The 25,973-nt window shown below is 51.6% G+C and carries 11 protein-coding genes; 1 reads left to right on the top strand and 10 read right to left on the bottom strand.

What is annotated here, in order from left to right; all coding sequences use genetic code 11:
* Positions 1 to 3: 3 nt before the first annotated feature.
* From ACO08I_RS10790 to ACO08I_RS10745, 10 genes are read right to left on the bottom strand one after another with little or no spacing between them, the layout of a single operon-like run.
* Positions 4 to 1,209 carry a glycosyltransferase gene (locus tag ACO08I_RS10790; RefSeq protein WP_421949306.1) on the bottom strand — a complete coding sequence of 402 codons (1,206 nt, stop codon included), beginning with the start codon at positions 1,207 to 1,209 and terminating at the stop codon, positions 4 to 6.
* Entirely contained in the window at positions 1,206 to 2,360 is a 1,155-nt protein-coding gene (locus ACO08I_RS10785; protein WP_421949305.1) for a glycosyltransferase family 4 protein, read from the bottom strand. Before ACO08I_RS10785 ends, ACO08I_RS10790 begins: the two co-directional genes overlap by 4 nt.
* A complete protein-coding gene (locus ACO08I_RS10780; RefSeq protein ID WP_421949304.1) occupies positions 2,357 to 3,577 on the bottom strand; it encodes a glycosyltransferase in 1,221 nt (406 codons plus the stop codon). Before ACO08I_RS10780 ends, ACO08I_RS10785 begins: the two co-directional genes overlap by 4 nt.
* Positions 3,578 to 3,589: 12 nt before the next feature.
* Complete coding sequence (locus ACO08I_RS10775; protein WP_421949303.1) at positions 3,590 to 4,489, bottom strand: glycosyltransferase family 2 protein; 900 nt, start codon at positions 4,487 to 4,489, stop codon at positions 3,590 to 3,592.
* A 15-nt stretch (positions 4,490 to 4,504) separates the two neighbouring features.
* Positions 4,505 to 5,980 carry a hypothetical protein gene (locus tag ACO08I_RS10770; protein ID WP_282777697.1) on the bottom strand — a complete coding sequence of 492 codons (1,476 nt, stop codon included), beginning with the start codon at positions 5,978 to 5,980 and terminating at the stop codon, positions 4,505 to 4,507.
* Entirely contained in the window at positions 5,977 to 7,329 is a 1,353-nt protein-coding gene (locus tag ACO08I_RS10765; protein WP_282777699.1) for an oligosaccharide flippase family protein, read from the bottom strand. Before ACO08I_RS10765 ends, ACO08I_RS10770 begins: the two co-directional genes overlap by 4 nt.
* Positions 7,326 to 9,557: a GumC family protein gene (locus ACO08I_RS10760; protein WP_421949302.1), complete on the bottom strand. Its 2,232-nt coding sequence runs from the start codon at positions 9,555 to 9,557 to the stop codon at positions 7,326 to 7,328. The genes ACO08I_RS10765 and ACO08I_RS10760 overlap by 4 nt, the downstream gene beginning before the upstream one ends.
* 4 nt (positions 9,558 to 9,561) lie before the next feature.
* Positions 9,562 to 10,302: a TolC family protein gene (locus ACO08I_RS10755; RefSeq protein WP_282777703.1), complete on the bottom strand. Its 741-nt coding sequence runs from the start codon at positions 10,300 to 10,302 to the stop codon at positions 9,562 to 9,564.
* Positions 10,299 to 11,474 (bottom strand): sugar transferase, encoded by a 1,176-nt coding sequence (locus ACO08I_RS10750; RefSeq protein ID WP_421949301.1) that lies wholly within the window; start codon positions 11,472 to 11,474, stop codon positions 10,299 to 10,301. The genes ACO08I_RS10755 and ACO08I_RS10750 overlap by 4 nt, the downstream gene beginning before the upstream one ends.
* A 50-nt stretch (positions 11,475 to 11,524) precedes the next feature.
* Positions 11,525 to 11,887, bottom strand: coding sequence for a response regulator transcription factor (locus ACO08I_RS10745; RefSeq protein WP_282777707.1), 363 nt, complete (start codon positions 11,885 to 11,887; stop codon positions 11,525 to 11,527).
* Between the two features lie 1,367 nt (positions 11,888 to 13,254).
* Here ACO08I_RS10745 and ACO08I_RS10740 point away from each other — a divergent pair.
* Complete coding sequence (locus ACO08I_RS10740) at positions 13,255 to 25,779, top strand: DUF7507 domain-containing protein (protein ID WP_421949300.1); 12,525 nt, start codon at positions 13,255 to 13,257, stop codon at positions 25,777 to 25,779.
* Positions 25,780 to 25,973 lie beyond the last annotated feature (194 nt).

Genomic DNA, 25,973 nt, shown 5'->3' with positions numbered 1-25,973 from the left:
GGTTTAAGTAGTGGTCGTGGCCGCCTTTTCCTGGCATAGCTCAGTCAGCAACTGATCAAACTCCATGGCTTTTGCCTGCCAGCTGTTTTTTTGTGCAAAGGCTGTACGCGCTTGTATTTGTTCAGGGCTGTCGGTGGCAATGGCTTCCCGAAGCGCAGTTGAAAAGGCTTCAGGTGAATCCGTCTGAGCGGCATAGCCATCAAACTCCGGCAGGTCGGCAAAGACAGTCATGACCACCGGCACGCCCACCGCCAGGTATTCATTAATCTTCAGCGGGTAGATACTGCGGTTGATGTCGTTGACCAGATACGGGATAATGCCCACTTCACAGTCGGCCATCAGCGCCGGGACCTCGTCGGGGCGTACAGGGGGGCGGAAGGTCGCATTGGGATAAGGCTCCAAACGGTCGCGTACGGCCTCATTGCGCAGGCTGCCCACAAATTCAAACTCGAAATCCGGGAGCATTTTGATGGCATACTCAACGGTATCAATATCGAACCGGTGGTCCATGCTGCCCAGGTAACCGACTTTCGGGCGGTTGCCGTAGTCTCGCACTTCCTGCCTGGCAAAGGGCTGGAATGTAGCATAATCTACCCCGTTTTTGACGGTGTAGGTAGCCGGGTTACGAGGCAGTTTCTCCTGCCGTATAAAATCAGAACTGGCGATAATAGCATCCACTGCTTCTGAAAAACGACGGTCTCTTGCAAAAATCCGTTGTCCGTGCCGGCGGGTGCCGATGCCGTCGTAGCAGTAGTACACGTTCAGCTGTTCGTCCAGCTTTCCAATCATAGGCAGGCCATAAAAGGGATTGTAGGCGGTAACCACGATAGCGTCATCAAACCCCAGCTGCCGCATCGCCCGGCGGACGGTCCGCCGGTACTGCCTCGCATTGCGCCGGAAAAGGATTTCAAAAACAGCATCAACCGGAATGAAATCCACCGGTAAGACCGGAGGTACTACCAGGTGATGGACTGTCGTACCGTAGGCCGTTTCGATTTTTTGTACCCTTGGCTTAATGCCCAGCATGCGTTTCACCGGAGCCTGCTGCCGGCCCAGCCAGGTCATGAGTACGTCCTTTACAGTGAATGGGTATTCCACAAAGAGGACTTCCCGTTCCCGGGCGAGGAGAGACATGAGCTGTACCGTAGATTTGGTATAGGCTCCGTGCCAGGTGGTATTCGATATGCAAACGATGGGTGCCTTCTTCATACCACAGTGGTTTTTTGGTGGATGCCCTGATACAGTTCCAGCACCTGCTCGGCCATAGCGCGCCAGGAAAACTGGGCGGCCCGCTTTGGCCCCCGCTCGCTGAGCGATTGATAAAGGGCTTCATCATTCAGCAGCTGCTCTATGGCTGCAGTGATTTCGGCAGGTTGAAAAGGGTCAACCAATAGTGCTTCCCCCCCTGCGACTTCCGGCATGGATGAAGTATTGGAGGTGATGACCGGTACGCCGCAGGCCATGCCTTCCAGGATCGGGATGCCGAAACTCTCCCGAAGGGAGGGGTACAGGAATAGTTTCGCCTGACTAATGATCGCGGGCAGTTCCACATTCGGGACATACCCGGTCAGGTGGATGTAGGCCCGGAGCCCGGGGTGCCCGATATCCCGCAGGATTTGCTGAAGCTTAGCTTCTTCATAATCCAGCATGACCAGGTAGTAGGGTGTCTCCTGTTTGGCATTAAAATCGGCAAAAGCCTTAAGCACGCCGGGGGTGTTCTTCTTGGGGGCGGTGTTGCCCAGGAAAAAGAGGAAACGCTCCGGCAGGCGGTATTTCTCGCGCGCATTCAGGAGCAGGTCCGGGTCTGTAACTTTTCGGAAATGCGGGCTGACACCATTATATACTGCGGTCAGCTTTCCGGGCTTGAGCCCGAAAAACTCATTGATTCGGTCTTTCTCGAAGTTGGATACGGTAATAACGCATTTGCTGCGTTTCAGTACCGGGGGCACTACAAAGCGGCGGTATACATTGCCCAGCCGCTGATACCAGGTGCTGCCTTTTTGGAACAGGCTGAGCTTTTCCATGTAGATGATATCGTGCAGTGTGATCATGAGCGGTACCTTTGAGCGCAAAGGGCCTGTGTTACTGGTACAATGCAGGAGGTCACAGCCCTGCTGACGGGCCGCCCGGGGCAGCGCCCATTGTTCCCAGACCGGATAGCCTCCGGGAGCAGAGAGTTCCACAATCTTAAAGTTGGGAGCTTCGGGGATACAAGTGTTGTCTTCATCCGGTTTGACGAAGATGATGTATTCATTTTCCTGGTCAATCTCCTGAAGGTTTTTGATAAGCTCGAGGGCAACCATATCCATCCCATGCTTTTTGGGGCGGAACAGCCGTTGGCCTTCTATTCCGATTCTCATGCCTTTGGGGTTTTGTCTTCGATCGTGCCGTGCTGGGTGTGGATGAACTTTTTATTGGCGCCCTTGAGCTTGAAGAGCGACAGGGACATCAGCGCGAAGGCACGCGGAAGGGTGAACAATGCCTTGAGGGTGTCAAGGTTATAGAATTTGCGGGGGACGGCCATGCCCATGCCCAGGTAGGTCAGCAACAGCGGCCACCGCCATTCCTGAAAGGATAACGCCAGCCAGGAAGTCTCCGGGAACAACCAGCTGAGGAACAAGTACCCTCCTCCCAGGATGGTCACCATACCCAACAGCAGCACCCGGGGTGGAGAAATCATCTGGTACACCTTATCGGCAAAGTCAATATTGCCCCGCAGCAGGCCGGCAAGCCCCGACCACGCATAGCGCTTGAAGTAAATGAGCTGTGCCGAGAGCCACCGCCGCCGCTGATTGGCAAATACCTCTGACTTTTGCACTTTCTCATCCAGTACAATTGCGTCCGGCAGGTATTCTATGGTTTGCCGGTCGCGCAGCAGCTTGAGTTCGAGTTCCTTGTCAAATCCACCCACTGCTTTTACATTCGCCATCGTTTCTTTGAAGAAGGCGTAGTCAAAGGCCATGCCGGAGCCGATGAGCGCTGAGGACAGTCCCAGCACCCGGTGCCCCTTACGGAAAATCTGGTTGTTGACCTCCTCGCTGACCGCATCCAGGATGGCGAATGGCGTATTGAGGTTCTTAGCTGCCCGGTGCCCCTGTACAATCCAGTAGCCCCGGTCAAAAGCGTCGTTGACTTTGGTCAGGAAGCTGCGCTCCATGAGGTTGTCGGCATCCAGCACCAGCGCAATATCATAGCCATCGCCGATGGTTGCCATAGCGCGATTGAGGGCTTTGGACTTGGTGCTTTTCTCAAAGGAGACCTCCACCAGCCGTATGGGAAGCTCGCGGAGGGCAGAAAGCGTCTGCGGTTGGAAGGAGTCAGCGATGACCACTACATCGTATTGCTCAGCGGGGTAGTCTTGCTGCAGGGCATCTTTCGCTACATCCACAATGACTGCATCCTCCTTGTAGCCGGGGATGAGCACGGCGATTTTTCGCGTAGTGGACTCTGCCGCAAGCTTAGGGCGATAGGGTAGGAGGCTGGCCAGGGCAAAGAGGAAAACGTAAGCGGCCGCAAAGCCAAAGTAAATGAGGAGTGCCCATTCCAGAGCTGATGTAAGGTAAAATAAGTAGTCCATGGTTCTTTGTGTTTAAGTTCGGGCTGCTGCCGTGTGATGGAGATTCCAGGTGATGCCCCGCCAGTAGGCGGAAAGGTGCGCCCACTGCCGTTGCAGCAGGAAGGTCAGGGTATTTTTCGGAATGGAAATCAGGCAGAGGTACAGTATGCTGAAGAGCAAATGCAGGCTGCTGAAATTCCGCCGGGCATAGAGTACCCGGTTACGGGTCAGGTAGTAGGTTTTGAGCGGGCTGTTCTTACCGGTGGAGATTGATTCTTTGTGCAAAATGTAGGAAGCCGGTTGGTAATACGCCTCATACCCTGCCCGGCGAATCATCGCGGCCCAGTCATGCTCCTCGTAGTACAGGAAATAGCCTTCGGGCATCTTACCAATCTCCTCCACTATGCGGCGTGGCACCATCATGGCAGCCCCGTGGATGGACTCGGTTGGCCCGGCCGTGTCGTAGTCCGGCCCATCGGGTTGCCGGTAGCCAATGCTGTTGTTGCGGATGGTCCAGGGGTTCATCGGGGTGTAGCCTGCGTACTGAATGAGGCTGGGGTCCCAGTGAAATTTGATCTTGGGGCTGATAATGCCGATTTCCGGGTGCTTTTGCAGCGTTTCCACGAGCGGCTCCAGAATGCCGGGAGGGACTTCGGTGTCGTTATTGATAAAGAACAGGAACTCCCCCTTTGCTGCATCAATGCCCAGGTTGTTCCCTCCGGCGAAGCCCAGATTCTCAGCGCTTTTGATGAGATGTACCTCCGGGAAGGCTTCTTTAATGAGGTCAGGATTGTCATTAGGCGAAGCATTGTCCACCACGATGACCTCTACCGAAGGATAGGTAAGGCCACGCAGGGACTCCAGCAACTCCAGCGTGACGCCGGACTCGTTGTAGTTGATAGTGATTATTGAAACAAGTGGTTGTGCATACATGTCTCGTTGGGGTTTTTATGGTTCTGCTGTTGCTGTAGCTTTTTCTGCCTGTGCTTCCTCGTCCATCCGGGTTGAAAGGAACATGAAAGCCATGCTGGCATAGATCATGGGCCCGGTGGGGAATTGCCCCAGTACGCCATTGCCATAGGAAGCGACCATGACACCAAACATACCGCAGGCCATAGCCGTGGTGGTCCCGCGTATCCAGTCGTCCCTGATTTTGAACATCGCCAGATAGCAGGCCTTGCCCAGGATATAAAACAAGACGCCAAGGTGTAACAAAAGCCCCACAATGCCCAGCTCTGCCCAAATCATCACATACCAGCTGTCGGTAGGGGTATTGGCCAGGAAGGTATTGGGGCTAAACCGGCGGCCCCAGTTGCCTGAGGAGCCGATGCCCCCTCCTATGGGCCGGGAAGCCAGATAGCTTTTGAGCTTCCGTTGGTTTTCCAGTCGTACCTGCAGGGATTTGTCCTCCGGGTCGAAGGCGGTGCGCATACGCCTGATCTGATCGATATTATTGCCAATCGTCGTGTACTTGAAGAAGCCGATGAAGGCAATTCCCATAATAGCGCCGATGACCATTACATAGATATTCTTTTTGAGCACAAAGTACAGGGCGCCACCCATGATGGGGACAGCAATAGCTCCACGGGTACCGGAGATGAACATGCCATAAATGCCGCCCAGGGCAACCACGATGTAGAAAACCCGGAGCCAGAAATTCCGGTTTTGCGCCAGCGCCAGTATCCCAAACACGACTCCTGCATGAGCCTGAGCGCCCCCAAACTGCCCGGCATCGGAGTAGAAAGAGAAGACCCGCAGTTTGCCAAACAAAATATGCGTCTCAGCGGCCCCTTTATCCAGCCAGGCCTGCTCGAAAGGGTCGGGGCCAAGGACGAGTTGCTGTGCTCCTTTCAAAGTACCCAGAAAGGACATGATGCCCCAAATGATGAAGAAGCCATGCATGTGCTGCCGTTTATCAAAAATGATGAGGATGAGCGGGATGATCAGCAGCATATAAAGCCCCAGCCCGCGCATGGCATAAAACCAGGCCGCCCGGCTGGCTGCTTCCGGGTTGACAATTTGGAACAGCAGGTAGCCATACCAGATAAAGGCGACCAGGGTAATGTCGCTTTTAGCTTTTTCCCAGGGCACATCCTGATGAAAGGTTTTGAAGAACAGCGAGCCGTACATGAGGAAAAGCACCCCGTCAATCGTCAGCCCCCACTGGGCGGGCACATACCGGCTGGCCCCCAGGATGACAAAGGCCTGGAAGAACAGGGTGTAGAACCCGATTTGGGGGTAAAGCATAACCGCAAGGACAAACGAGATCACAATGGGCAGGGCTATGCCCAGAATGCCAATCGATAACCCTTTAGTAGCGATACCATAGGCCATGACCAGTTGTACCCCCAGCATGATTAGTATGGGTATGGGCTTCTGCAGCCAGCTGGCGCCACTCACTTTTTTGTAGACCTCGCTGCTCATACGGCTAAAAAGCTTTTGAGGTTCTTAAAAAAAGCGAGCCCTTCGGTCCAGATGTACCTGGATTGCACCTGCAGCTCCCGCTTCAACTCCCGCATGCCGATGCCGATACCAATCATTGTGAATACAATGGTTCCGATAGCGACCACCTCCAGAGACTGGAATACAAAAACCCCAATGAGGTCAATTACAACGTTGGCGATTGTCATCACCACTACCTTTTGCAGGTTCACTTTAGGGCGGTTGATGCTATCCAGGGCTACACCGGAGAAGCGGTCGATGGGCAACAGCAGCGTATAAAGCGTAAAAATCCGGAAAATCAAAGTGACCTGTGGGAGGCTGTCTGCGTAATTGCTGCCGCCCAGAAAGAGGATTAAAGGCTCAGCCAGGATGAAACAGAGCACAGCCACCGGTATAAAAAGCAGGGTCACGGCACCGGTATACCCATAGAATATCTTGCGCACACCAGCCATATCTTCCTCATGGTACCGTTTGGCCATCCGGGGATAAGCGGTCATGGTAAAGCTGCGCAGTGGGATACCCAGCAGGTCGGTCAGCTTGAGCGGAATCGCGTAGAGGGCTACTGCGGTAGAACCCATTACGGGGCTCAGGCCAATGATAAAGGTGTCTGCACTTTTGAGGAGGCTGGAGCCAACCAGTGTCCCCATAGAGTATTTGCCAAAGTCGATGAGTTCTTTTTGGATCGGTCGCGTGGCTTTGCCCAGGTAAGCCATCCCATCCCATTTGGCAAAAGCCGTCCAAAGGCTGGCCAGCACGTTGCAGGCGAGGTGGGCGTAGAGGATTTCCATCAAGCCCCACTTGAAATACAAACCATTGGCAGCCAGGAAAAGGACAAAACTGCCCGTTGCCGCCAGGCGTACGTACATCATGCGGCGGAACTGCTGCTCGGCCTGGAATAGGGAGGTGGCGTTGTTCCAGTTCATATTGAACAGGGCAAGAATGGGGTACCACTGGAGGAACAATAGATAGCCCCGGCTGATACCCGTACCCGCCTGTTGTGCCCAGAAGGCGAGCGGCCAGCAAACCAAGGCTACAGCACCTAAGAGCCAGAGGTTAATCCGGAAGCTTGTGCCCATGATGGCCCATTGCTTTTCTTCGGCCGCACCAGATAACAGGCGGACGGCTGAGGTCTTAGTCAGCCCAAACCGCAACAAATCAATAAAAGAAGCCAGTGCTACGTACAGTACCCAGTCCCCGAAAGCGGCCTTATCCAGCTGACGGGCCAGCAGCATGAAGCTCGCCAGGCCAGCTGCCGCAACAGACACATTGCTGATCAGAGAAGACATGTTCTTCTCAAAAAGCACCTTTTTTATGATGGAAACGAGCCTCATAGTTTTCGTTTTGAGAAGAACCGAAGCCGGAGTGCATTCTTAATAAACCGCCGCACCCAGGTCCGACGGCGGGGCAGATCGCCCAGCACAGACTCCATCTCCAGTAATTCGACACCATTGAGGATGACACTGGGCTCCGGCTCCGGCGCAATTTCCCGGAACACCTTCATCGCGTTTTTGTCAGCTTCGCTCCAGGGGCGGTTGGCGCGTACGACCAGGTAAACGTGGTCTGCTTCGTGAAAGAGCTTGACCGGGAAGGCCTTTGAAATGATGGGGGGAGCTTCCACAAAGATGAAATCGTACGTGCTCAGCTGCTCAGGGCTGAGGTCCGGATTGAGCTCGGAAAGCCGTTCTTTAGCATACAGCTTACTGTCTGAGGGGAACTCCCGGTGGTCGTAGGCCCCTTCCTCCATAGAGTATTCTTTGTTTTCAGGGGTGAGGAACAGAGTGCGGTAGCTCATTCCAGCCAGCTTATTGAGCAAGCGGTGCCCGATGAAAGTCTTACCGTCATTTTTCTGGGTAGAGATGAAAAAGTTGACGGAAGGGGCCTCGGGGTTGGCTTCCTTTTCCCGGTCGGCGAAAGCCACATTAAGCAGTATAGCATCCGTAGCCCGGTCCTTGAGGTAGTCCACGTCAATACGTCGGCTCCGGCGTGTCAGCTTGGGGTAGATGGCTGTAACCGGCAGTCCGATTTTCTTTTCTGCCCGGCGGGCGTCCTTGATGTTGGTATCCAGGAACTCCAAAAGCAGGATCGTAAAAGCCGTAAGCGCAAAGCCCATGACCCCGGCTGCAGCAACCAGGATTTTCCGTTTACTGGGTTTGGGTATGAGCGGATAGTAGGCCGGCTCAGCAATCGTATAGTTAGACTTCATCTCGATACTCTGCTGCTTGAGCTTAGCCAGCCCCAGGCTGTGAAGGATGCTGAGGTATTCCCGTTCGGCTACGTCGATTTTGCGCTCCAACCGCTTCATTTCGGCGCCGAGTGGGGAGAAGGTGGCGTAGAGCTCTTCAAATTCTTCCCGTTTTTCTTCAAACACCTTGATCTGGGCTTCCTTGCGCTCCACCTCCATGACGGTGTTAAGCCAGTTGTCCAGGATGGAAGTGGAAGGCAGCCCGTTTTGGTCAATATCGGCCCGGTAGAGGGTATCGATGACCGCGCCCAGCTTGCGTTCCAGAGAATCGGCTCTTAATTGCAGCTGATAAATACGTTGAGCATTAGATTCCCGTTTCAGGGAGTCTTCAGGAGGCGTGATTTCCAGCATAGCAATCTGGAAATTCGCCTCGGCAAGTTCGTCCCGGGTATCCAGGACCGCCTGACTGGTTAGCCGTTGTTTTTGGCGGAGCTCCATACGGCCTTCCAGGTTTTTGAGAATAGCCTTGGCGCCGTGGTAGTTGGTGAGGACATTTTGGTACTCCAGCTCCGTATGCTCCCGCTGGGAGGCGATGTGCTTTGTCTGCTCGTAATAATTGATGATATTATGAGTCTTGTTGAAGGCTTGCATATTGCCTTCAGCTATGCGCAGTTCTTCTGCTGCGTGCTGTAGTTGTGCCTGAAAGTACTTGACGACCTCATCTGAGTTATTGACTTTGATCTCGGTATTAAAGACGGTAAAGACCTCCACCAGGATGCGCAGGGTATTCTGGCAGATGCCGGGGTCTTCGGTTTCATATCCCAGTTCAATGAAATCGCTGTTGGAGAGCCGTTTGACCCATATTTTAGCCCCGATTTTTTCATAGCTGTAATCGGGGTGCCGGAGGTTGATGAGCTCGTGCAGGAAGTTTTCCGTACTCATATTCATATAATTCCGGAACCGTTGCAAATTTCCTGCATAATCACCGGGTTTGGCCAGCGCTTTTACCTCTTCCGGCACAATCCTCATCAAGGCATAGTATTTTTCCCGTCCGATAATCATAGGGTCAGGCTCTGTGAGGGTCATATGCTGTGCGAATAGCCGTAGCCCTACTTCAGACAGGGTGCGTTTGGACTCAACGATATTGATGAGGTTGTCAAAAGCGGTATTGGCTGCCCGGTAATCGAAGCGCTGATTGTCCAGCTCAATAGAAGCCCCGGAGGCAATGCCCGTATAAATTTTGACTGTAGAGTAGTAGGATTTGGACTCATCCTGCGTTAAGTAAAAGACGAGACCTGCCAGTAACACCGGTACCATGATAAGGAGGTGCAGGTGTCTTAGAAAAAGCCGTACGAAAAATAGCAGGTTAAACTTCAATGCTTTACAGGTTTAATTTTACGCCTGTGGTTTCTTCCAGTAATAAATAAGCGGTAACGAATTCAATTTTTCGGGTCTCAAGTGCTTCCATGGCATTGATCAGCATATCCTGCACGCGGGTGTAGTCCCCCACGGTGATCAGCCCATCGGTGAATTCCCGTTCGGTGCGTTTGGCTTGTAAGTTGATGGTTTGCAGTCGGTTGTTGGAAATGAGCAGTAGCCGGTGTGCCTGTACCACGGCCTGGTACTGCGCGATGACAAGTTTGCGCAACTCAATAGCCTGGAACTGCCGCCGGTATCGGACCTGCTCCTGCTCTATTTTGGTAGCCTGGATCTCATTGCTGCGGTTGATAGGCGTGAACAGGGGCATCTTGAAAAAGGCTCCTACCGTGTAGCGGTTCTGAGAGGAGGTGGTAGTTGCGACCCCTACCGGTGCATCCGGGTTCACGGTGAGGGCATCGAACTGCCCGTAGCTCCAGCCCAGGTTGACCCCAAGGTGCCGCATCCAGTCGCGTCGTTGTGATTGCTCAGCCAGTTTGGCGAGTACCAGATTGGCATCCTGTTCTTTAAGGAGCGGAGAATACTGCTCTGCGGCCTGCAGGAGTGTGTCCAAAGGCGGGAGCCTATCGGTAATGTCGTTGCTGGCCAGGCTCCGCTCGATAAAGGCTTGCTGGCTTTGGGCAAGCAAGGCGGCCGGCCATGCTAAACAAGTAATTAAAAGTAGTATTGCAGGGAGTCGAATCATACATTTTCCTTTTGAAAAACAGCAGGTATTGTACGGAGAATAATCCACATGTCCTTCCAAAATGCATACTTGCTGTTGGCAATCTCCACGTACTTATTATCCAGTTCCTTTCGTTCTTCCGGCGACATTTTTGAAGTACGGCCTCTGGCTTCCACCTGCCAAAGCCCGGTAATGCCTGCGGGCCCGTTAAAGCGCTTGATCCAGTCATCGGTGGTCAGTAGTTCGGCTTCGTAGAGGGGTAGGGGGCGGTTGCCAACGATGGACATGTCTCCTTTCAGCACATTGATAAGTTGTGGGAGCTCGTCAATACTCAGCTTGCGGATGATATGCCCCACCTTCGTAATTCTGGGGTCATTGTCAAACTTAACGAAAGCGCGGGCCTGCTCCTGTTTTTTACTCCGTAAGTGAGCCTGCTCATCCACACGTATATCATCCCCGTAGAGGGTGGCGCCTCCTGAGGCGGCGACCTTTTGCTCCTGTGGCTCAGCGACCACTTCCTCTTCTTCGCTATTGTATTGATTGAGGTGTTGGAATTCCTTCAGCCGTTTGTCCGCATCCGGGTACATGGACCGCAGTTTCAGGAAATTGAAAATTTTGTAGCCAGTTCCCACCCGCTTGGAAATGTAATAGACTTTCCCTTTGGACTCCAGCCGTATAGCCAGGATAGTGATCAGCAGGAGGGGCGAAAGGACAATCAAGGCCGTAAGCGCCACAAAAATATCGAAAGACCGTTTGAGAAAGCCAATTTTGTACTCTTCCAGTTGGGAGGTAGTACCAGATTGCCCGGAAGCGGCTGAGCTCATGACGGTCTTCAGCTGGGCAAGCCGGCGTAGGCGGCCGAGTAGCTGCTCAGGGTCAAGTGGTTTGGCGTAGAAGTCATCCACCTTGGCATCCATAGCTTCTCTGATCTGCTCTTTGGTCCGCTCCGGTGCAACCACGATGTAAGGGGTTTTGCGTTGCGGATCGAAGTTCTGGACGAAATATTTGTAGTACCCCGGACCGGTGCGGCCGGGCAGCTGGTACTCTGCAATAATACCGTCAAGGTGTGGGCGGCTTTGAAGCCAGGCGCTTGCCCGGAGCGGGTTGGGCTCCTGATGGATGTCCAGCCCGGCTTCCTGCCGGAGCAGGGTCTCTGTAAGTTTGAGGTCATCGCCGATGTAAAGAAGATGCATAATTGTCCGTTTGGGTTACTAAATCTACCGTATCGTTAAGACTTTGCTTGCTATTTGAGCGCCTTTTCGATCCTGATCAGCAGCTCCTCCGGATTGAAGGGCTTCATCATGTAATCATCAGCGCCCAGTTTCAGGCATTTGATGCGGTCCTCAGAACTGTCAAGGCTGCTGAGGATGATGATGGGGATATCTGAGAAAAAGCCGCTTTCCCGTACGGCCTGAATGAGCTCAAAGCCTGACATTTGCGGCATTTCAAGATCAGAAATAATGAGATCTGGTAAGTTGCCATCTTGTAAATACGCCATGGCTTCCACACCGTTAGACCTGGACTCTACGTCATAGCTTTGCTTGAGTAATTGAACGATCAGGTCGCTGATTGATGATTTGTCATCCACCACAAGGATTTTTTTCATGGTATTCCGAAAGTTGGTAGTTGATTAAATGAATTAAAGGTTCTACGCTGCGCCTTGGCTTTGCAGGGGGCAGGGTAGGCAACGGTCTGGGAGAAAAAACAGTGGATTGTTTATCGTAATTAAAAACAGTACAGCCGGGAAATCAGTCGCTGGGAAAGATTCTGGCCTACAGTAAGTCTAAAGGAAGCTTAATGGACTGTAAGTTTGTTTGGGCTTACCTCTGGCCAGTGTTGTTTTTGTGTTTTGAGTCTTCCGGACAAAGGAAAACTCTTAAGAATTAAAGATAGCGATAAATCCTAATAAATTCCTTTTCACGTGTCACAAATTTACGAAACTTGAAAAAAATGCAGGTCAAAATTAAATTGCTGCCGGATAAACATAAAAAAATAAAGTATATTTACTGGTGCTAATGCGTTTTGTGTTCAGAAATCAGCGCAATTCGTGACCGCCTGAGCCAGTTAAGCAAGGGGGGCTTCTGTCCTCCCTGCGTCAACGCCCCAGGCCGCTTTTCCGGTTCTGGCATTATCTTGTATCTGATCCACCTGCCGGCTCTTCCCAAAAACTTAACTTATTGGCAAACGACGAAAAATTAAATACCCGGATTGGTATAGTTTCAGGGTATTGTGCATAATTCTCACTTTCCTAAAGAAGCGGAACCTGCCTAAGGCGGGTCTGATACAAAGGAGAAAGGATGGTGAAGTGGCCCTGTTCAGAGAAGAATGCCTGAAGGCGCTTATTCTCTGAATGAGGGCAATCGCCATGCTATACTTCTTAAGAAACGGTTTTTGGTGAACAATTTCACCTTCGCCGGGCAGCCCAATAGAGCTTGGGTTTGCCCGGTTTTTATCTAAAGTTTTGATATTCAATAAATAACAATGTGTATTGAATGCCAGTGAAAGGACAATAAGCTGCACATTTAGCCAGTCAAAAGTGGCAGGGTTTTAAATATTTACCTATTTTTGTGACAACTAAACCGGTAAGTCCTGTGCCGGTTCCGTAACCTACAATCGGATAGAATACCCCCCTGCCCCGAGCAGGATATTCTCTATTTAAACAAAACTTTAGATGTGAGCCCCGGCTCGCGCCTAACGCCCTTTACAAATCTCATTAAGTTTCCAGCGTATGGTTGTCGCAGTGCGATGAGCAAACTAAATATTTTGTACTCCTTTGCACCATCTTGCGTCTCAATAAAAAATTGGCGCAGATTTTGATGTAAGTAGTTGTACAAGCACTGTGACCCTGCAACTGGATGTAGCCAAACGCACCTTTACGGCGCTGAGTAACTGCTTTCGCGACATCAAAGCCCGTACAAAGGTGGTTGAATGCTTCAGCCAGCTTCATTATCAGAGTATTCAAATTTTAATCGCATGAGACATAGCTACACCCACTTCAATGTAGTGAACCGTTTAGCCCACATTATTAACCTCAAGGTCCTGCCGGTAATATTGCTGGGGTCCTTCTTCTCTTTTTCTGCTCTGGCCCAAAATCAGTGTGCCCTTTCCATCGATGATGTTGAGGTAAACTGTACGTTTCAGAATGGGGGCAATACTTTCGATGTGACAGTGCTCTTTTCCTGGGAGGGTATAGGTGGAAACGAATTGGACATCACGGTAGCCGGTCAAACGCAGACCTACGCTATTAGTGCCACGGATGGGAACGGCGAGCTGGGTGGTTTTACATTATCAGCACCTGGGTCAGCCTATCCGGTTATGCTTAGCGATGGCTCAGGATGTCAGGTTCTTGATGAGGTGTCAGCTATTGCCTGTACGCCTCCATGCACCGGTGAGCCGGATGAAATTGGCGGCCTGGTGTGGGAAGACCTGGACTACAACGGCGCGTTCGGTGCCGAACCGGGCCTGCCCAACGTCAAAGTAGAGGCCTACGATTGCAATGGCGAACTGGCAGGCACTGCCTACTCGAATGCAGATGGGGTCTGGGCCATTCCAAACCTTAATGCTGAAGAGGACTACCGTATTGAGTTTACAGCTCAGAGTCTTCAGGGAGTAGGGTTCTCTATGGTTGGGAATGATAATGTCTCGGATGTGCGCTTTGCTCAGCCCGGGGACTGTACTATCCTGGCAGGGTTTACTCCACAGGTTGTCGAGGAGGATTGTGAGAACCCGGACAACTACGGTAATATTTGTATTGAAAACTTTAATATTCTGGACTGGGCAGATTATGCAGATGGGGCAAACCCATTCCCACTGCCGCCTTATTCCAAAACAATAGGCGGGGATGAAATATCCTGTGCGATTGCTTCGGCAGATGGCACCCCCTACACCCACCGTGTCATTCATGAAATGCTGGGTGGAGAGGAAGTCTTCTATTCTCTGGAGATGGACGCTGACAGTCATGATGGCAATGATCCCAGAGATGTGGGCGTTGTCTTTTCTTTTGACCGCCCCGTACAGCGCCTGGTTTTTCAGGTATTAGATATTGACATTACCGGTAATGCAATTGACCGGGTCGCTATTCAGGGTTCTCTGTCTGGTGTGCCGGTGGGTATGAATATGGACGACACCTTCGTAGGGGTTCATGTCAATCAGCTTGGCGATGGCATCTTTGAAGGCACCACCACTGTGAGTGATGCCTCAACCTCAGGCAACGTTACCGTACACTTTACCGACCCCGTTGACCAGGTGGCGATTAACTTCTCTGCAATTGGCGCTGCAGTGGACGATCCGGGGCTGCAAATGATCGGCCTTGGCAAAATACAGTGGTGCGAAGACCCTGTGCCCATTGCGCCACAGTGCGCCCGTATTATGGATTGGCATCAGTTTGGAGACAATAACGCCAACCCGATGCCCCACACTATCGGAGGGTCTATACTGGATGTTGTTAACGAAGACCCTGCAGGTGTGGCTACCCCGGCCGGATTTATGGTTGACAGTGACCTGTCTCCACTGGGAGGTACCCGTGGGTTCTGGGCACTGGGTATGGATGCTGAGGTTGCCGGACAGTACGTACAGAGCAGTTTTACATTCGGTATTCCGGTAGATGATTTGAGCTTCTCTGTGCTGGGCATTGATCAGCTGGAAGGGGCTTATCAGGATAAGGTAAGCGTTCATGGCTTCCTGCATGGTACAGAAGTACCCCTTTCCCTAAACGATATCACGCCGTACTCCGGTATGTATAACAATCAGGTAGCTCTCCTGAACGCCAACGAATATGAGTCACAGGGTATGATGCTTGGCGCATCGGATCCCAGTGGTAACTTATGGGTGTATTTTGCGGAGAAAGTAGATTCTGTAGTCGTTCGTCTGGAAACAGGGGCACAAAGCCCACAAAACCCTGCCCCTCAGATGGTAGGTGTGAGTGACTTTATGTTCTGCATTTGCCGCCCGGCACCCATTCAGCTTGGCGATTATGTTTGGGCTGATAAGAATGCGAATGGGGTGCAGGATGCCTGCGAAGTGCCTGTCAAGGCTATGCCAATCAGCCTTTATGATGGCAGCGGCACCCTGCTGGCCACCACTACTTCGGGTGCGGATGGGCATTATCACTTCACAAAGCACGGTACACAGGGCGAAAACTGGTTGCTGGAAACTCAGGTGCTGCCTCAAACCCAATACTACATCGTATTCGGAAATGATGCCAATAACCCTGAGAATCAGTTTGTCGTAGCCAGCGGAAAAACCTATGCAGCAACCGGCAAGTTGGGCGGTTCTTCTTTGCATGATTCTAATCCCGATCCTGAAGTTTTATCTGACAATATGCCAGGAGGTATACCCGATGGGCTACCTTATATCGCTTACTCCACGGGTGAAGCCGGAGTGATGAATGCTTCGCTTGATGCCGGCTTCCAGGAAGTCCTCTTTGACTTGTCTCTGAAGAAAGAACTGGATACCGTGCTGACGCCTCCTCCGTTTACACCGGGCCAGCTGGTGAAATATAATATTACCGTTTACAATGAAGGTATGCTCAGCACTACCTTCCTCAGGGTTGTTGATTATGCTCCCGCCGGGCTCAATATGGAAGACGGCGGGCAGTACCATGTGTCCGGCAACCTCTTTCAGTTGCCTAATCTGGCACCTGGCGATTCGGTGACCATGAGCGTAACCTACCGCATTGATAATGCCTTTACCGGAGAAACCATTGTCAACGCTGCGGAGATTGCTCAGGTCAACAACGCTATGAATTATACCGATGCTGATTCCACACCTGACTTTATCAACGGGAACGATGATAACGAGGATGACTACAGTACCGTAGAGATATCCGTAAATCCGGCCTTGATTTTTGACCTCAGCCTGGACAAAAGAGTCGTGGGTAACGGGCCTTTCGAACCCGGCCAGGATGTGACTTTCGAAATTACAGTAAAGAATGAAGGTATCCTGCTGGCAGAAAATGTGGTCGTACAGGACTACACTCCCAATGGGCTTATCCTGAACGATACGGACTGGGAAACCGATAACGGCGTGGCAGTTCTCAAAGAAGAAATTGTGGAAATTGAGCCCGGACAATCCGCAACAGTACAGGTCACCTTTACTATTGATCCATTTTTCACTGGCAGTTCCATCGTGAACTCTGCAGAAGTACTGAGCTTCTATAACTTCCCATGGACGGATGATCAGGATTCCTCTCCGGATAACAACAACCCGGAGGAAGATGATCAGGACGAAGTATTGCTTGTCATACAGCCGTCCTTTGACCTTGCTCTGCATAAAAATGTGGTCAGCTACGGCCCCTACGAGCCTGGCGACCTGGTAACCTTTGAATTTGAGGTGACCAATCAGGGCTCCATTATGGCAACGAGCGTCCAAATCAACGAGCAGGTCCCCAATGGCCTGACACTGGAAGACTCGGATTGGGAAATGGTGACGCCTTCACGCGCGAATCTGGTTGCACCTATCCCCCTTGTAATGCCGGGCGCAACAGAAACCGTAGAGGTGACCTTCCGGATTAACAATAACTTCAGCGGCGTAAGCATCATCAACTATGGTGAAATTGCTTCCTATGACGACATGAACGTCCATCCTGACGGAGATTCCACGCCAGCCAACGGCAGTACGCAGGAAGACGATGATGATACGGCGGTCGTTCCTGTGGAACAGCCCATGCCGGTATTCGACCTCTCTCTGACCAAGCAAATCAATGAAGAGGTGAACCCGGGCCCATTCCTGCCAGGCCAGACCGTCGCATTCGATATTACCGTCACTAATGAAGGTAACCTGGCTGCTACTGGCGTGCAGATTGTCGATTATGTGCCCAACTTCCTGACCCTGACCAGCAATACCTGGATGTCAATGATGAGCTCGGCTACACTGGCACAGCCCATTCCAACGATAGCGCCGGGTGAATCGGTTACCCGTACCATTACCTTTATGATTGACGCAGGTGCACCTGAGGGCGCCATTGTCAATAATGCGGAAATCGCTGCGGCTTCTAATGCCATGGGCATGTGGGATACGGATTCCACACCATTTAATGGAATAGACAACGGCGAAGACGACACGGACAGCGCGGCATTAGAAGTTGGCGGAGAAGCCGAAAACTTCGACCTCGAACTCAATAAATCCGTGAATTCTTCCCTGACACCTGGCCCTTATGAGCCTGGCGATCAGGTTACGTATACTATTACAGTGGAGAATACCGGTTCTCTTGAAGCAACAGGCGTTCAAATTAAAGATACTTATCCATCGAGCCTGGTACCAAACGATGCCAACTGGACTTTTAATAACGGTATAGCCACGCTGAATACTCCGATTTCGAGTATCCCGGTAGATGGCAGCGTTAGTGTGAATATTACCTTTACGATTGATGACCACTTTACGGGTACATCGATCAATAACGTTGCTGAGATACAAACTGCGTCCAATAACTCACAGCTGCCGGACGATGACTCCACACCTAATAATGGTGTCAGTGCAGAAGATGATCAGGATAACGCTCTGATTACAGTGGTGCAGAACTACGATTTGGCGCTGACTAAAACAGTAGTGACTGCTGGCCCGTTTGAAGCCGGGCAGTACGTGACCTATAACCTTAATGTGATCAACCAGGGTAATATTACCGGTACAGATATTCAACTGTATGATTATTATCCTTTCAACCACATGACACTGGCGGATAATGACTGGGAGCCGGTTCAGGGCAATATTCTGCGCCTGAAAACGCCTATTGCAAGTCTGGCTCCGGGCGCCTCGGTTTCTGTGCCGATTACCTTCCAGATTGATGCGGATGTAGACTGTGGCGAAGTGCTGACCAACTGTGCTGAAATTGCCGGCGACAGCACCCCGCAACCCGATGTGGATTCTCACCCGGCAGATGGCAGCCATGATCAGGATGACGATGATGCTGTTGATATTACAGTTAGCTGCCTGCAGAACTTTGACCTGGCTCTGGAGAAAACAGTACTGGGCAGCAGCAACCTGTCTCCGGGCTCATCGGTTACTTTCCGTATCGAGATTACCAACGAAGGCGACCTGACGGCTCAGAATATCGAAGTCGTCGACTACGTTCCGCAAGGGCTGGTCGTTATCGATCCGGACTGGACCAACAACGGCGGCGTTGCTTCCCTAAACAATAACATATCCAGTCTTGCTCCCGGTGCTTCTGTAACCGTGGATATCGATATGGCGATTATTGCTTCATTCACAGGGGCGACGATAATTAACTACGCTGAGATTGCCGGCGCTACTAATAATGCCGGTGCACAGGACTCCGACTCCACCCCCGGCAACGGTGCCAATGCGCCAAACGAGGATGATTATGATGGCGCGGTCATCAGCCTGCAGCAACAGACTTTTGACCTGGCGCTCAGCAAATCCCTCAACAGTAGTGTAACCCCTGGCCCGTTTGAGCCAGGCGATGCGGTTACCTTTAATATTTCTGTGGCCAATCAGGGTAGCATTACAGCTCAGAATATTCAGCTTCGGGAGTACATCCCGTCCGGCCTTACTCTTATCGACCCGGACTGGACAGCAGTGGGTTCAGTGGCAGAGCTGAACGTGCCTATTGCCAGCCTTGCACCGGGCGCCACCACCACACTGAGTGTGGACTTTGAAATTAATGCCTCCTTTTCAGGGACTTCTCTGACCAACTTCGCAGAAGTAGGCAGTGCTTTCAATACTTTAGGAATCGATGACCAGGACTCTACACCGGGCAACGGTAGCATGGGAAGCAATGAGGACGACTACGATGGCGCGACCATCTCCGTTCTGCAACAAAACTTCGACCTGGCGCTTTCCAAGTCAGTCAATACCAGCCTGACCCCTGGTCCGTTTATGCCGGGCAGCCCCGTCACTTTCACCATCACCGTGATTAATCAGGGCAGTATGACAGCGCAGACCATTCAGCTGCGCGACTATATGCCACTTGGGCTGGTACTGGCAGATAACGACTGGACGCAGAATGGTTCCACGGCTATTTTCAACAACGCCATTACGAACCTTGCTCCCGGGCAGTCTGCTTCTGTAGACATCTCCTTTACAGTATCTACAGCCTTCACCGGTTCAATTATTAATAATAATGCAGAAATCGGCGCCTTTACCAATGACCTTGGTATAGGTGACGCAGACTCCACACCGGCTAACGGCGCTGCCGGCTCCGGTGAGGATGATTACGACAACGCGATTATCAACGTCATCAGCAGCGTTCAGGAGTTTGACCTGGCCTTATCCAAAAACCTCAATACCAGCCTTACCCCCGGGCCATTCCTGCCGGGCAGTACGGTGACCTTTAGCATTACTGTGTTGAACGAGGGGGATATCAACGCCCAAAACGTACAGATCCGGGATTACATTCCACTTGGACTTGTGCTGGCAGACAGTGACTGGTCACAGATTGGTTCTTATGCACAGCTTGATGTGCCTATTGCCAGCCTGCCTGCCGGTGCCTCAGCGACCCGAAATATCACCTTTACTGTTTCCGGAAGTTTCACTGGCACTGGTATTACCAACTTCGCAGAAATAGGTTCGGCCAGCAATACCGGAGGCTTTACGGATGTCGACTCCACACCGGGCAACGGTAGCTCCGGCAATAATGAGGATGACTTCGACGGGGCTTTCATCAATGTCTCTCAGGAAGATGACCCGGTATTTGACTTGTCGCTTGAAAAGGCTATTGATGTGAATGCTACGCCCGGCCCTTATCAGCCTGGCAACCTCGTGAGGTTCGTTATTACGGTGACGAATGAAGGGGACATCACGGCTCAGAATATCGTCATTAAAGACTACATAGCTGCCGGTTTGATCCCGGCTGATATGGACTGGTCTCAGCAAGGGGGAACAGTGGTGCTGAATAGCCCCATTTCCTCTCTGGCACCTGGTAACTCGGCTTCGGTAACCGTGGATTTTGTGGTCAACCAGAACTTCCAGGGTGCGAGCATAGTCAACTACGCTGAAATTCACTCAGCGACCAATGCTCAGGGCATTCAGGATATTGATTCTACGCCAAATAACGGCTTCGCCGGTTCAGGTGAGGATGATATCGACAGTGCTTCGCTTACCGTCACGCAGCAAAACTTCGACCTGGCTCTGATCAAGACCCTGGCTAGTGTTGGTCCGTTTGAGCCGGGCGACAACGTGACCTTCAACATCAACATCAGCAATCAGGGCAGCATAGCTGCTCAGTTTGTCGAGATTCAGGACTTTATTCCGGACGGATTGACGCTGATTGACCCGGACTGGTCTGAAGACAACGGCATTGCGACGTTGAATACACCAATATTCACCCTCTCGGCCGGACAAACCACTATGGTCACCATTGACTTTGTGATTGATCCGGAATTTGATGGTACCAGCATCCAAAACTTCGCAGAAATCCTAAGTGCAGTCAACCCAATTGGTCTGGGCGACGGAGATTCCACACCCAATAACGGTGCTGCCGGTGCCAATGAGGATGATTACGATGGTGCTTCACTGGTAGTTGATCAGACCCCTGAAGCAGCCTTTGACCTGGCACTGACCAAGGTTGTCAGTACGGTGGGGCCATTCAGCCTGGGTGACCCTGTCACTTACAGTATCACTATTACCAATCAGGGAGACTTCCCGGCCTACAACGTCGAAATCACAGATTACATCCCATCCGGATTGAACCTTACAGACGCGGACTGGGCACAGAATGGTAATCAGGCAACCTATACCATACCCGGCCCAATTGCCGCACTTGGTGGTACAGAAACGGTCACCATTGATTTTGAAATTGATGACAATTACATGGGGGCCGCAATTACCAATTATGCTGAGATCAGCGCGGCTGATGATGATAATGATTCCACGAATACACCCCCGACGGATGCGGATTCCTTCTACGACAACAACCCGTCAAACGATGCAGGTGGCGCACCCAATTCCGCTGCCGATGATGCCATCAATGGAAATGGTACCGGTGCACCGGGCAGTGGCATTGCCGCAACGGATGAGGATGACCACGACCCGGCAACGATTACGCTAAACAACTGCAACGACCTGTCAGCCGGTATCGGTACGATGCAGCAGCTGTGCCTGTCCTGTACCCCGGATGAGATCAACTACGACCTGTTTGGAGCACTGGCTGGCACACCAAGCCCAGGTGGCTTCTGGCAGGATGTGGATGGCGCTGGTGTCAGCCTGCTCGATCCAACCAACGTTGACTTTGCAGGGGTACCGGAAGGCAGCTATGACTTTGTTTATACAGTAGGAGGGATGGGCATGTGCCCGGCAACATCCGCTACAGTGACCATTGAGCTTACAGACATTACTTCTTATGGCTGCAACGATCAGGTTAACGTAACTTTTGGTACCAGCTGTGAAATATTGGTCACGCCAGACATGGTCCTGGAGGGTACCCCGGATTGCATGGGCTCTTTGCAGGTGAATTTGATCAATGAGAGCGGTGTGTCTATAGGGAATACGATTACAGGAAACGAGGTTGGTCAGCTGCTGATTGCAGAAGTCATTGACCCGTACTGTGGCCTGTTGTGCTGGGGGAATATCTGGGTAACGGATGTAACAGCACCAACGATTGTCTGCCCTACGCAGGAAGTAGACCTGGTTTGCAACGATTTTGACTTTGTGATGGATGCTGAATCCAGCCTTGCCGATCTTGGGCAGCCAATTGTCCTGGACAACTGCGTGGACTACAACACCATTACCTTTACCGATGAGATGGTAATGGGGCTGCCAAGTTGCGAAGGGCAGCGCATCAACCGTACCTTTACAGTGACTGACCCGGCAGGCAACTCCACGACTTGTGTGCAGGAAATTAACTTCCGCAACCTGTCATTCAGTGATATTATGCAGCCGGACCCTGCACCGGTGGTCTCCTGTGATCAGCCATTCAATGCCGATCCGATAACGGGCAACCCAACGGCAGATGTTACCGGTTCCCCAATGATTGACGGTTACTATAATGATTACTTCTTTGATGGCGCGCTTTGCGACCTTGGCGCCACCTTTGAGGATGGCCCGCCTATTCAGGTGTGTGACGGTACGATCAAATTCGTGCGGGAGTGGACAATTATTGACTGGTGCCCGGATGGTGGCGACAACGTTACCACCTTCACTCAGCTGATTAAGATTGGTGATGAGGAAGGGCCTGAGGTTACAGCTCCGAACGTAGACACTGATGGTGATGGTGAGCTTGATCCACTCGTGTACTCTACGGGTACTTTTGATTGTACCGCAGCTATCGTGGTGCCAGAGCCAGATGTCACAGACAACTGCTCCAGCTTCGAGATTGATACAGACATCCTCGTTGAGGAAGTTGTGCCCGACTACAATCAGTATGGCCAGTTGATTGGTTACGATACCGTACAAACGGTGTTTGCTTCAATCGGGCCGGATGACAACCGTTTCATAACGGGTATCCCGATAGGCTGCCATGTCTTCCGTTATAAAGTGACAGACGATTGCAACAACTTTACCATTATAGACGCACCGTTCTGCATCGAAGACAATATTGCACCTTCAGCGGTTTGCGACGATGACCTGAATATCTCACTGGGCGGTAATGGCGCAGCACGGGTATTTGCTACGGATATCGACGAGGGCAGCAGTGACAACTGCGAAATTGCCACCCTTGAAGTACGGCGCTTGTACGAGCTTGACCCTAACGATTGCAGTGATGTTACGGACTATTATTCCGACTGGGGCAATTTTGTTGATTTCTCCTGCTGTGATGCCGGCAGCATGGTAACCATTGAGCTCCGCGTGACAGACATCTATGGCAATCAGAATATTTGCTGGCTGGAGGTAATGATTGAGGATAAGATCAATCCATTCTGCGTTGCGCCAGCGAGCACTACGATCAGCTGTGCGGATATCCCAGCTGGTTTCGAACCAGAAAGCCCTCAGGCACTGGAGGCCTTGTTTGGAGTCGCTACTGCAATGGATGATTGCGGAGTCGCTACAGTGAATGAATTCACACCGGAATCCACGCTCGATGCCTGTGGCTTTGGTACCATTACGCGTACGTTCACAGCATTTGATAATGCGGGTAATCAGTCTACTAACACCTGCCAGCAGGTTATCACGGTAACGGAAGAGTACAACTACACGATCAAGTTCCCGAAAGACGAGATCTCCAACTGTGGCGTACCTTCACCAGACACGATCCTGGTCAACGGGCAGGGCTGCGATATGCTCTCGGTAAGTGTCTTTGATGAATATTTCTACCCGAATGCAGGTGGTAATGATGCTTCATGCTACAAAATCTTCCGCCGCTACCGGGTGCAGAATATGTGCGAGTGGGACGGTATTTCCGGACCGTTCGTGGTCGGCCGCAATGAAGATTGCGATGCCACGCCCGGAGATGAAGATGTCTGGGTGGTTCGTACCCCGGGTATAACGTACATCGACCGCGACAATAACCCAGGCAACAGCAACCCTGCCTTTGGCGTGAAGGGGACGTCCTGCGATGGGCAGACCAACCCTGCGGGATACTGGCGTACGGTTTCGTCAGTGGGTTACTGGCAGTATACTCAGATAATTGAGGTGAAAGATGAAGAAGCGCCGGAGATCAGCTTTGCCGGCCCTCAGGAATTCTGCAGTATTAATCAGGTGACTTGTAACGCAACGGTGCAGTTCCCATTCACGATTGTTGAAAACTGTGACCCTGACAACCTCGATATTACAGTTCAGTTGGATGCGGGCGCCAATGGTACGATAGACTTCAACGTGACCAACCAACTTACCGGCTCCTATCCAAACTACGTGATCGGCGGAGCATACCCCATTGGTTCTCATGAATTCCGAGTAACGGTCTCAGACGGTTGTGGCGGGAATACGGACTTTGCGATACTCCCATTTGAAGTAATCGACTGTGCACCGCCAACGCTGACTTGCCTGAATGGCATCACCTTTAGCCTGCAGGAGCTGCCGCCAAACACCGATATTGATGGTGATGGCGAGATCGATGCCTACGGTGCAGGAATTTGGGCAAACGACTTCCACATCAGCGAATCGGACTGTAGTGATGATACTATCGCTTTCTCCGTGAACCTGGTAGGGGAGACGCCAAACTTCAACCAAACCTCGATCTACTTCACCTGTGATGACGTCGGTAACGTACCTATTGAGGTCTATTTTTACGATAGTGCCTTCAATCCGAATGCTGTTCAGCCGGATGGTACCGTGGGCGGCCCTAACTGGGACTTCTGCGAAACTTATGTGCTGATCACTGACCCGGAAGGCTACTGTAATACCACACAACCGGACCCGATGATGGCTGGCCTCATCTCCAGAGAGAATGACGATGCTGTGGAAGCGGTAGAAGTTTCGCTGAGTGGGCAGATGAGCACTTCGATGATGACTAACTCAACGGGTACCTACGAATTTGTGGATCTGCCAATGGGCTACGACTATACGGTGACGCCGTCCAGGAATGATGAGCACCGCAATGGGGTGTCAACTTTTGATTTGATCATCATACAGCAGCACTTGCTGGGGATCGCATCACTGGGTAGCCCGTACAAGATGATTGCTGCGGACGTCAACAGGACCAATTCTATTACGACTCTGGATATGATCCAGATTCAAAAGCTGATTCTGGGTGAAATCCAGGAGTTCGCCGGCAATACGAGCTGGAGGTTTGTAGACCGGGAGTTTGTATTCCCTGTACCGACGAACCCATGGTTCTCTCTGTTCCCCGAAAGTATTTCTATTAATAACCTGGATGATGATGTGATGTCCAATGACTTCGTAGCCATCAAGGTTGGAGATGTAAACAATAGTGCGACGACGACCCTGTTTACCGGAATCGATGAGCGGAGTTTCCGTGGTGCATTCCAACTGGAAACCGGGGAGCAGCAGCTGAAACCGGGAGCCCAAATCCGGGTTCCGGTGCACGCACCTCAGGATGAGCCTGTGTACGGCTATCAGTTCTCCATGAACTTTGATACCGATATGCTGGCGCTGGCAGAGGTAGAGTATGGCCTGGCTCAGGAAAATAGCCTTGGTCTTTATGATGCAGACTGGGGCCTGATTACCGCCAGCTGGTACGACGAGGAGCTGATGGCAAATGGTGGCACGGCCGGTGGCCCCGTACTGTTTACCCTGGTCTTCGACGTTGTAGGCAACGCAAACGCCGCACTAAGCGAGGTGCTTGAGGTCAATTCCAGTGTCACACTGGCAGAGGCCTATAGCCGGGACGGACGATTGCTGGACGTCAGCCTGAACTTTGCACAGGGCGAAAGCTCAAGCTCAACGGCTCCGTTCCGTCTGTACCAAAACCGTCCTAACCCATTCCGGCAGGGAACCGTTATTGGTTTCGATCTGCCCGAAGCAGGTGAAGCCGCCTTGCATATATTCGATCTTAATGGCCGCTTGCTGAAGACCTATGATGGGGATTATGCAGCAGGCTACAATGAGATTCGGTTGGAGAGGGATGAACTTCCTGCTGCCGGAGTGCTCTATTACCGTTTGCAGGTGAATGGACAGGTGGCAACCAGAAAGATGATTATTCAGGATTAATCAAAGCTAATGGCCTGCCAGAACGCTCTGACAGCGTTCTGGCAGGTCTCTTTTTATACAAACCCGGGCTTAGTATTTCAGATAAAGGAACGATCTGTTGAATAATTAAGATGATTTTAGCATTTTTGTCATATCAGGAATAAGTCGATTTATTCCTGTTTCCTCATAGAAATCGTGCAAGAACTAAGTGATTG

This window comes from Phaeodactylibacter xiamenensis (assembly GCF_965229835.1).
Lineage (GTDB): Bacteria > Bacteroidota > Bacteroidia > Chitinophagales > Saprospiraceae > Phaeodactylibacter > Phaeodactylibacter xiamenensis.
The sequence above is the reverse complement of the archived record's forward strand: the minus strand, read 5'-3'. Positions and strand labels throughout refer to the sequence as shown.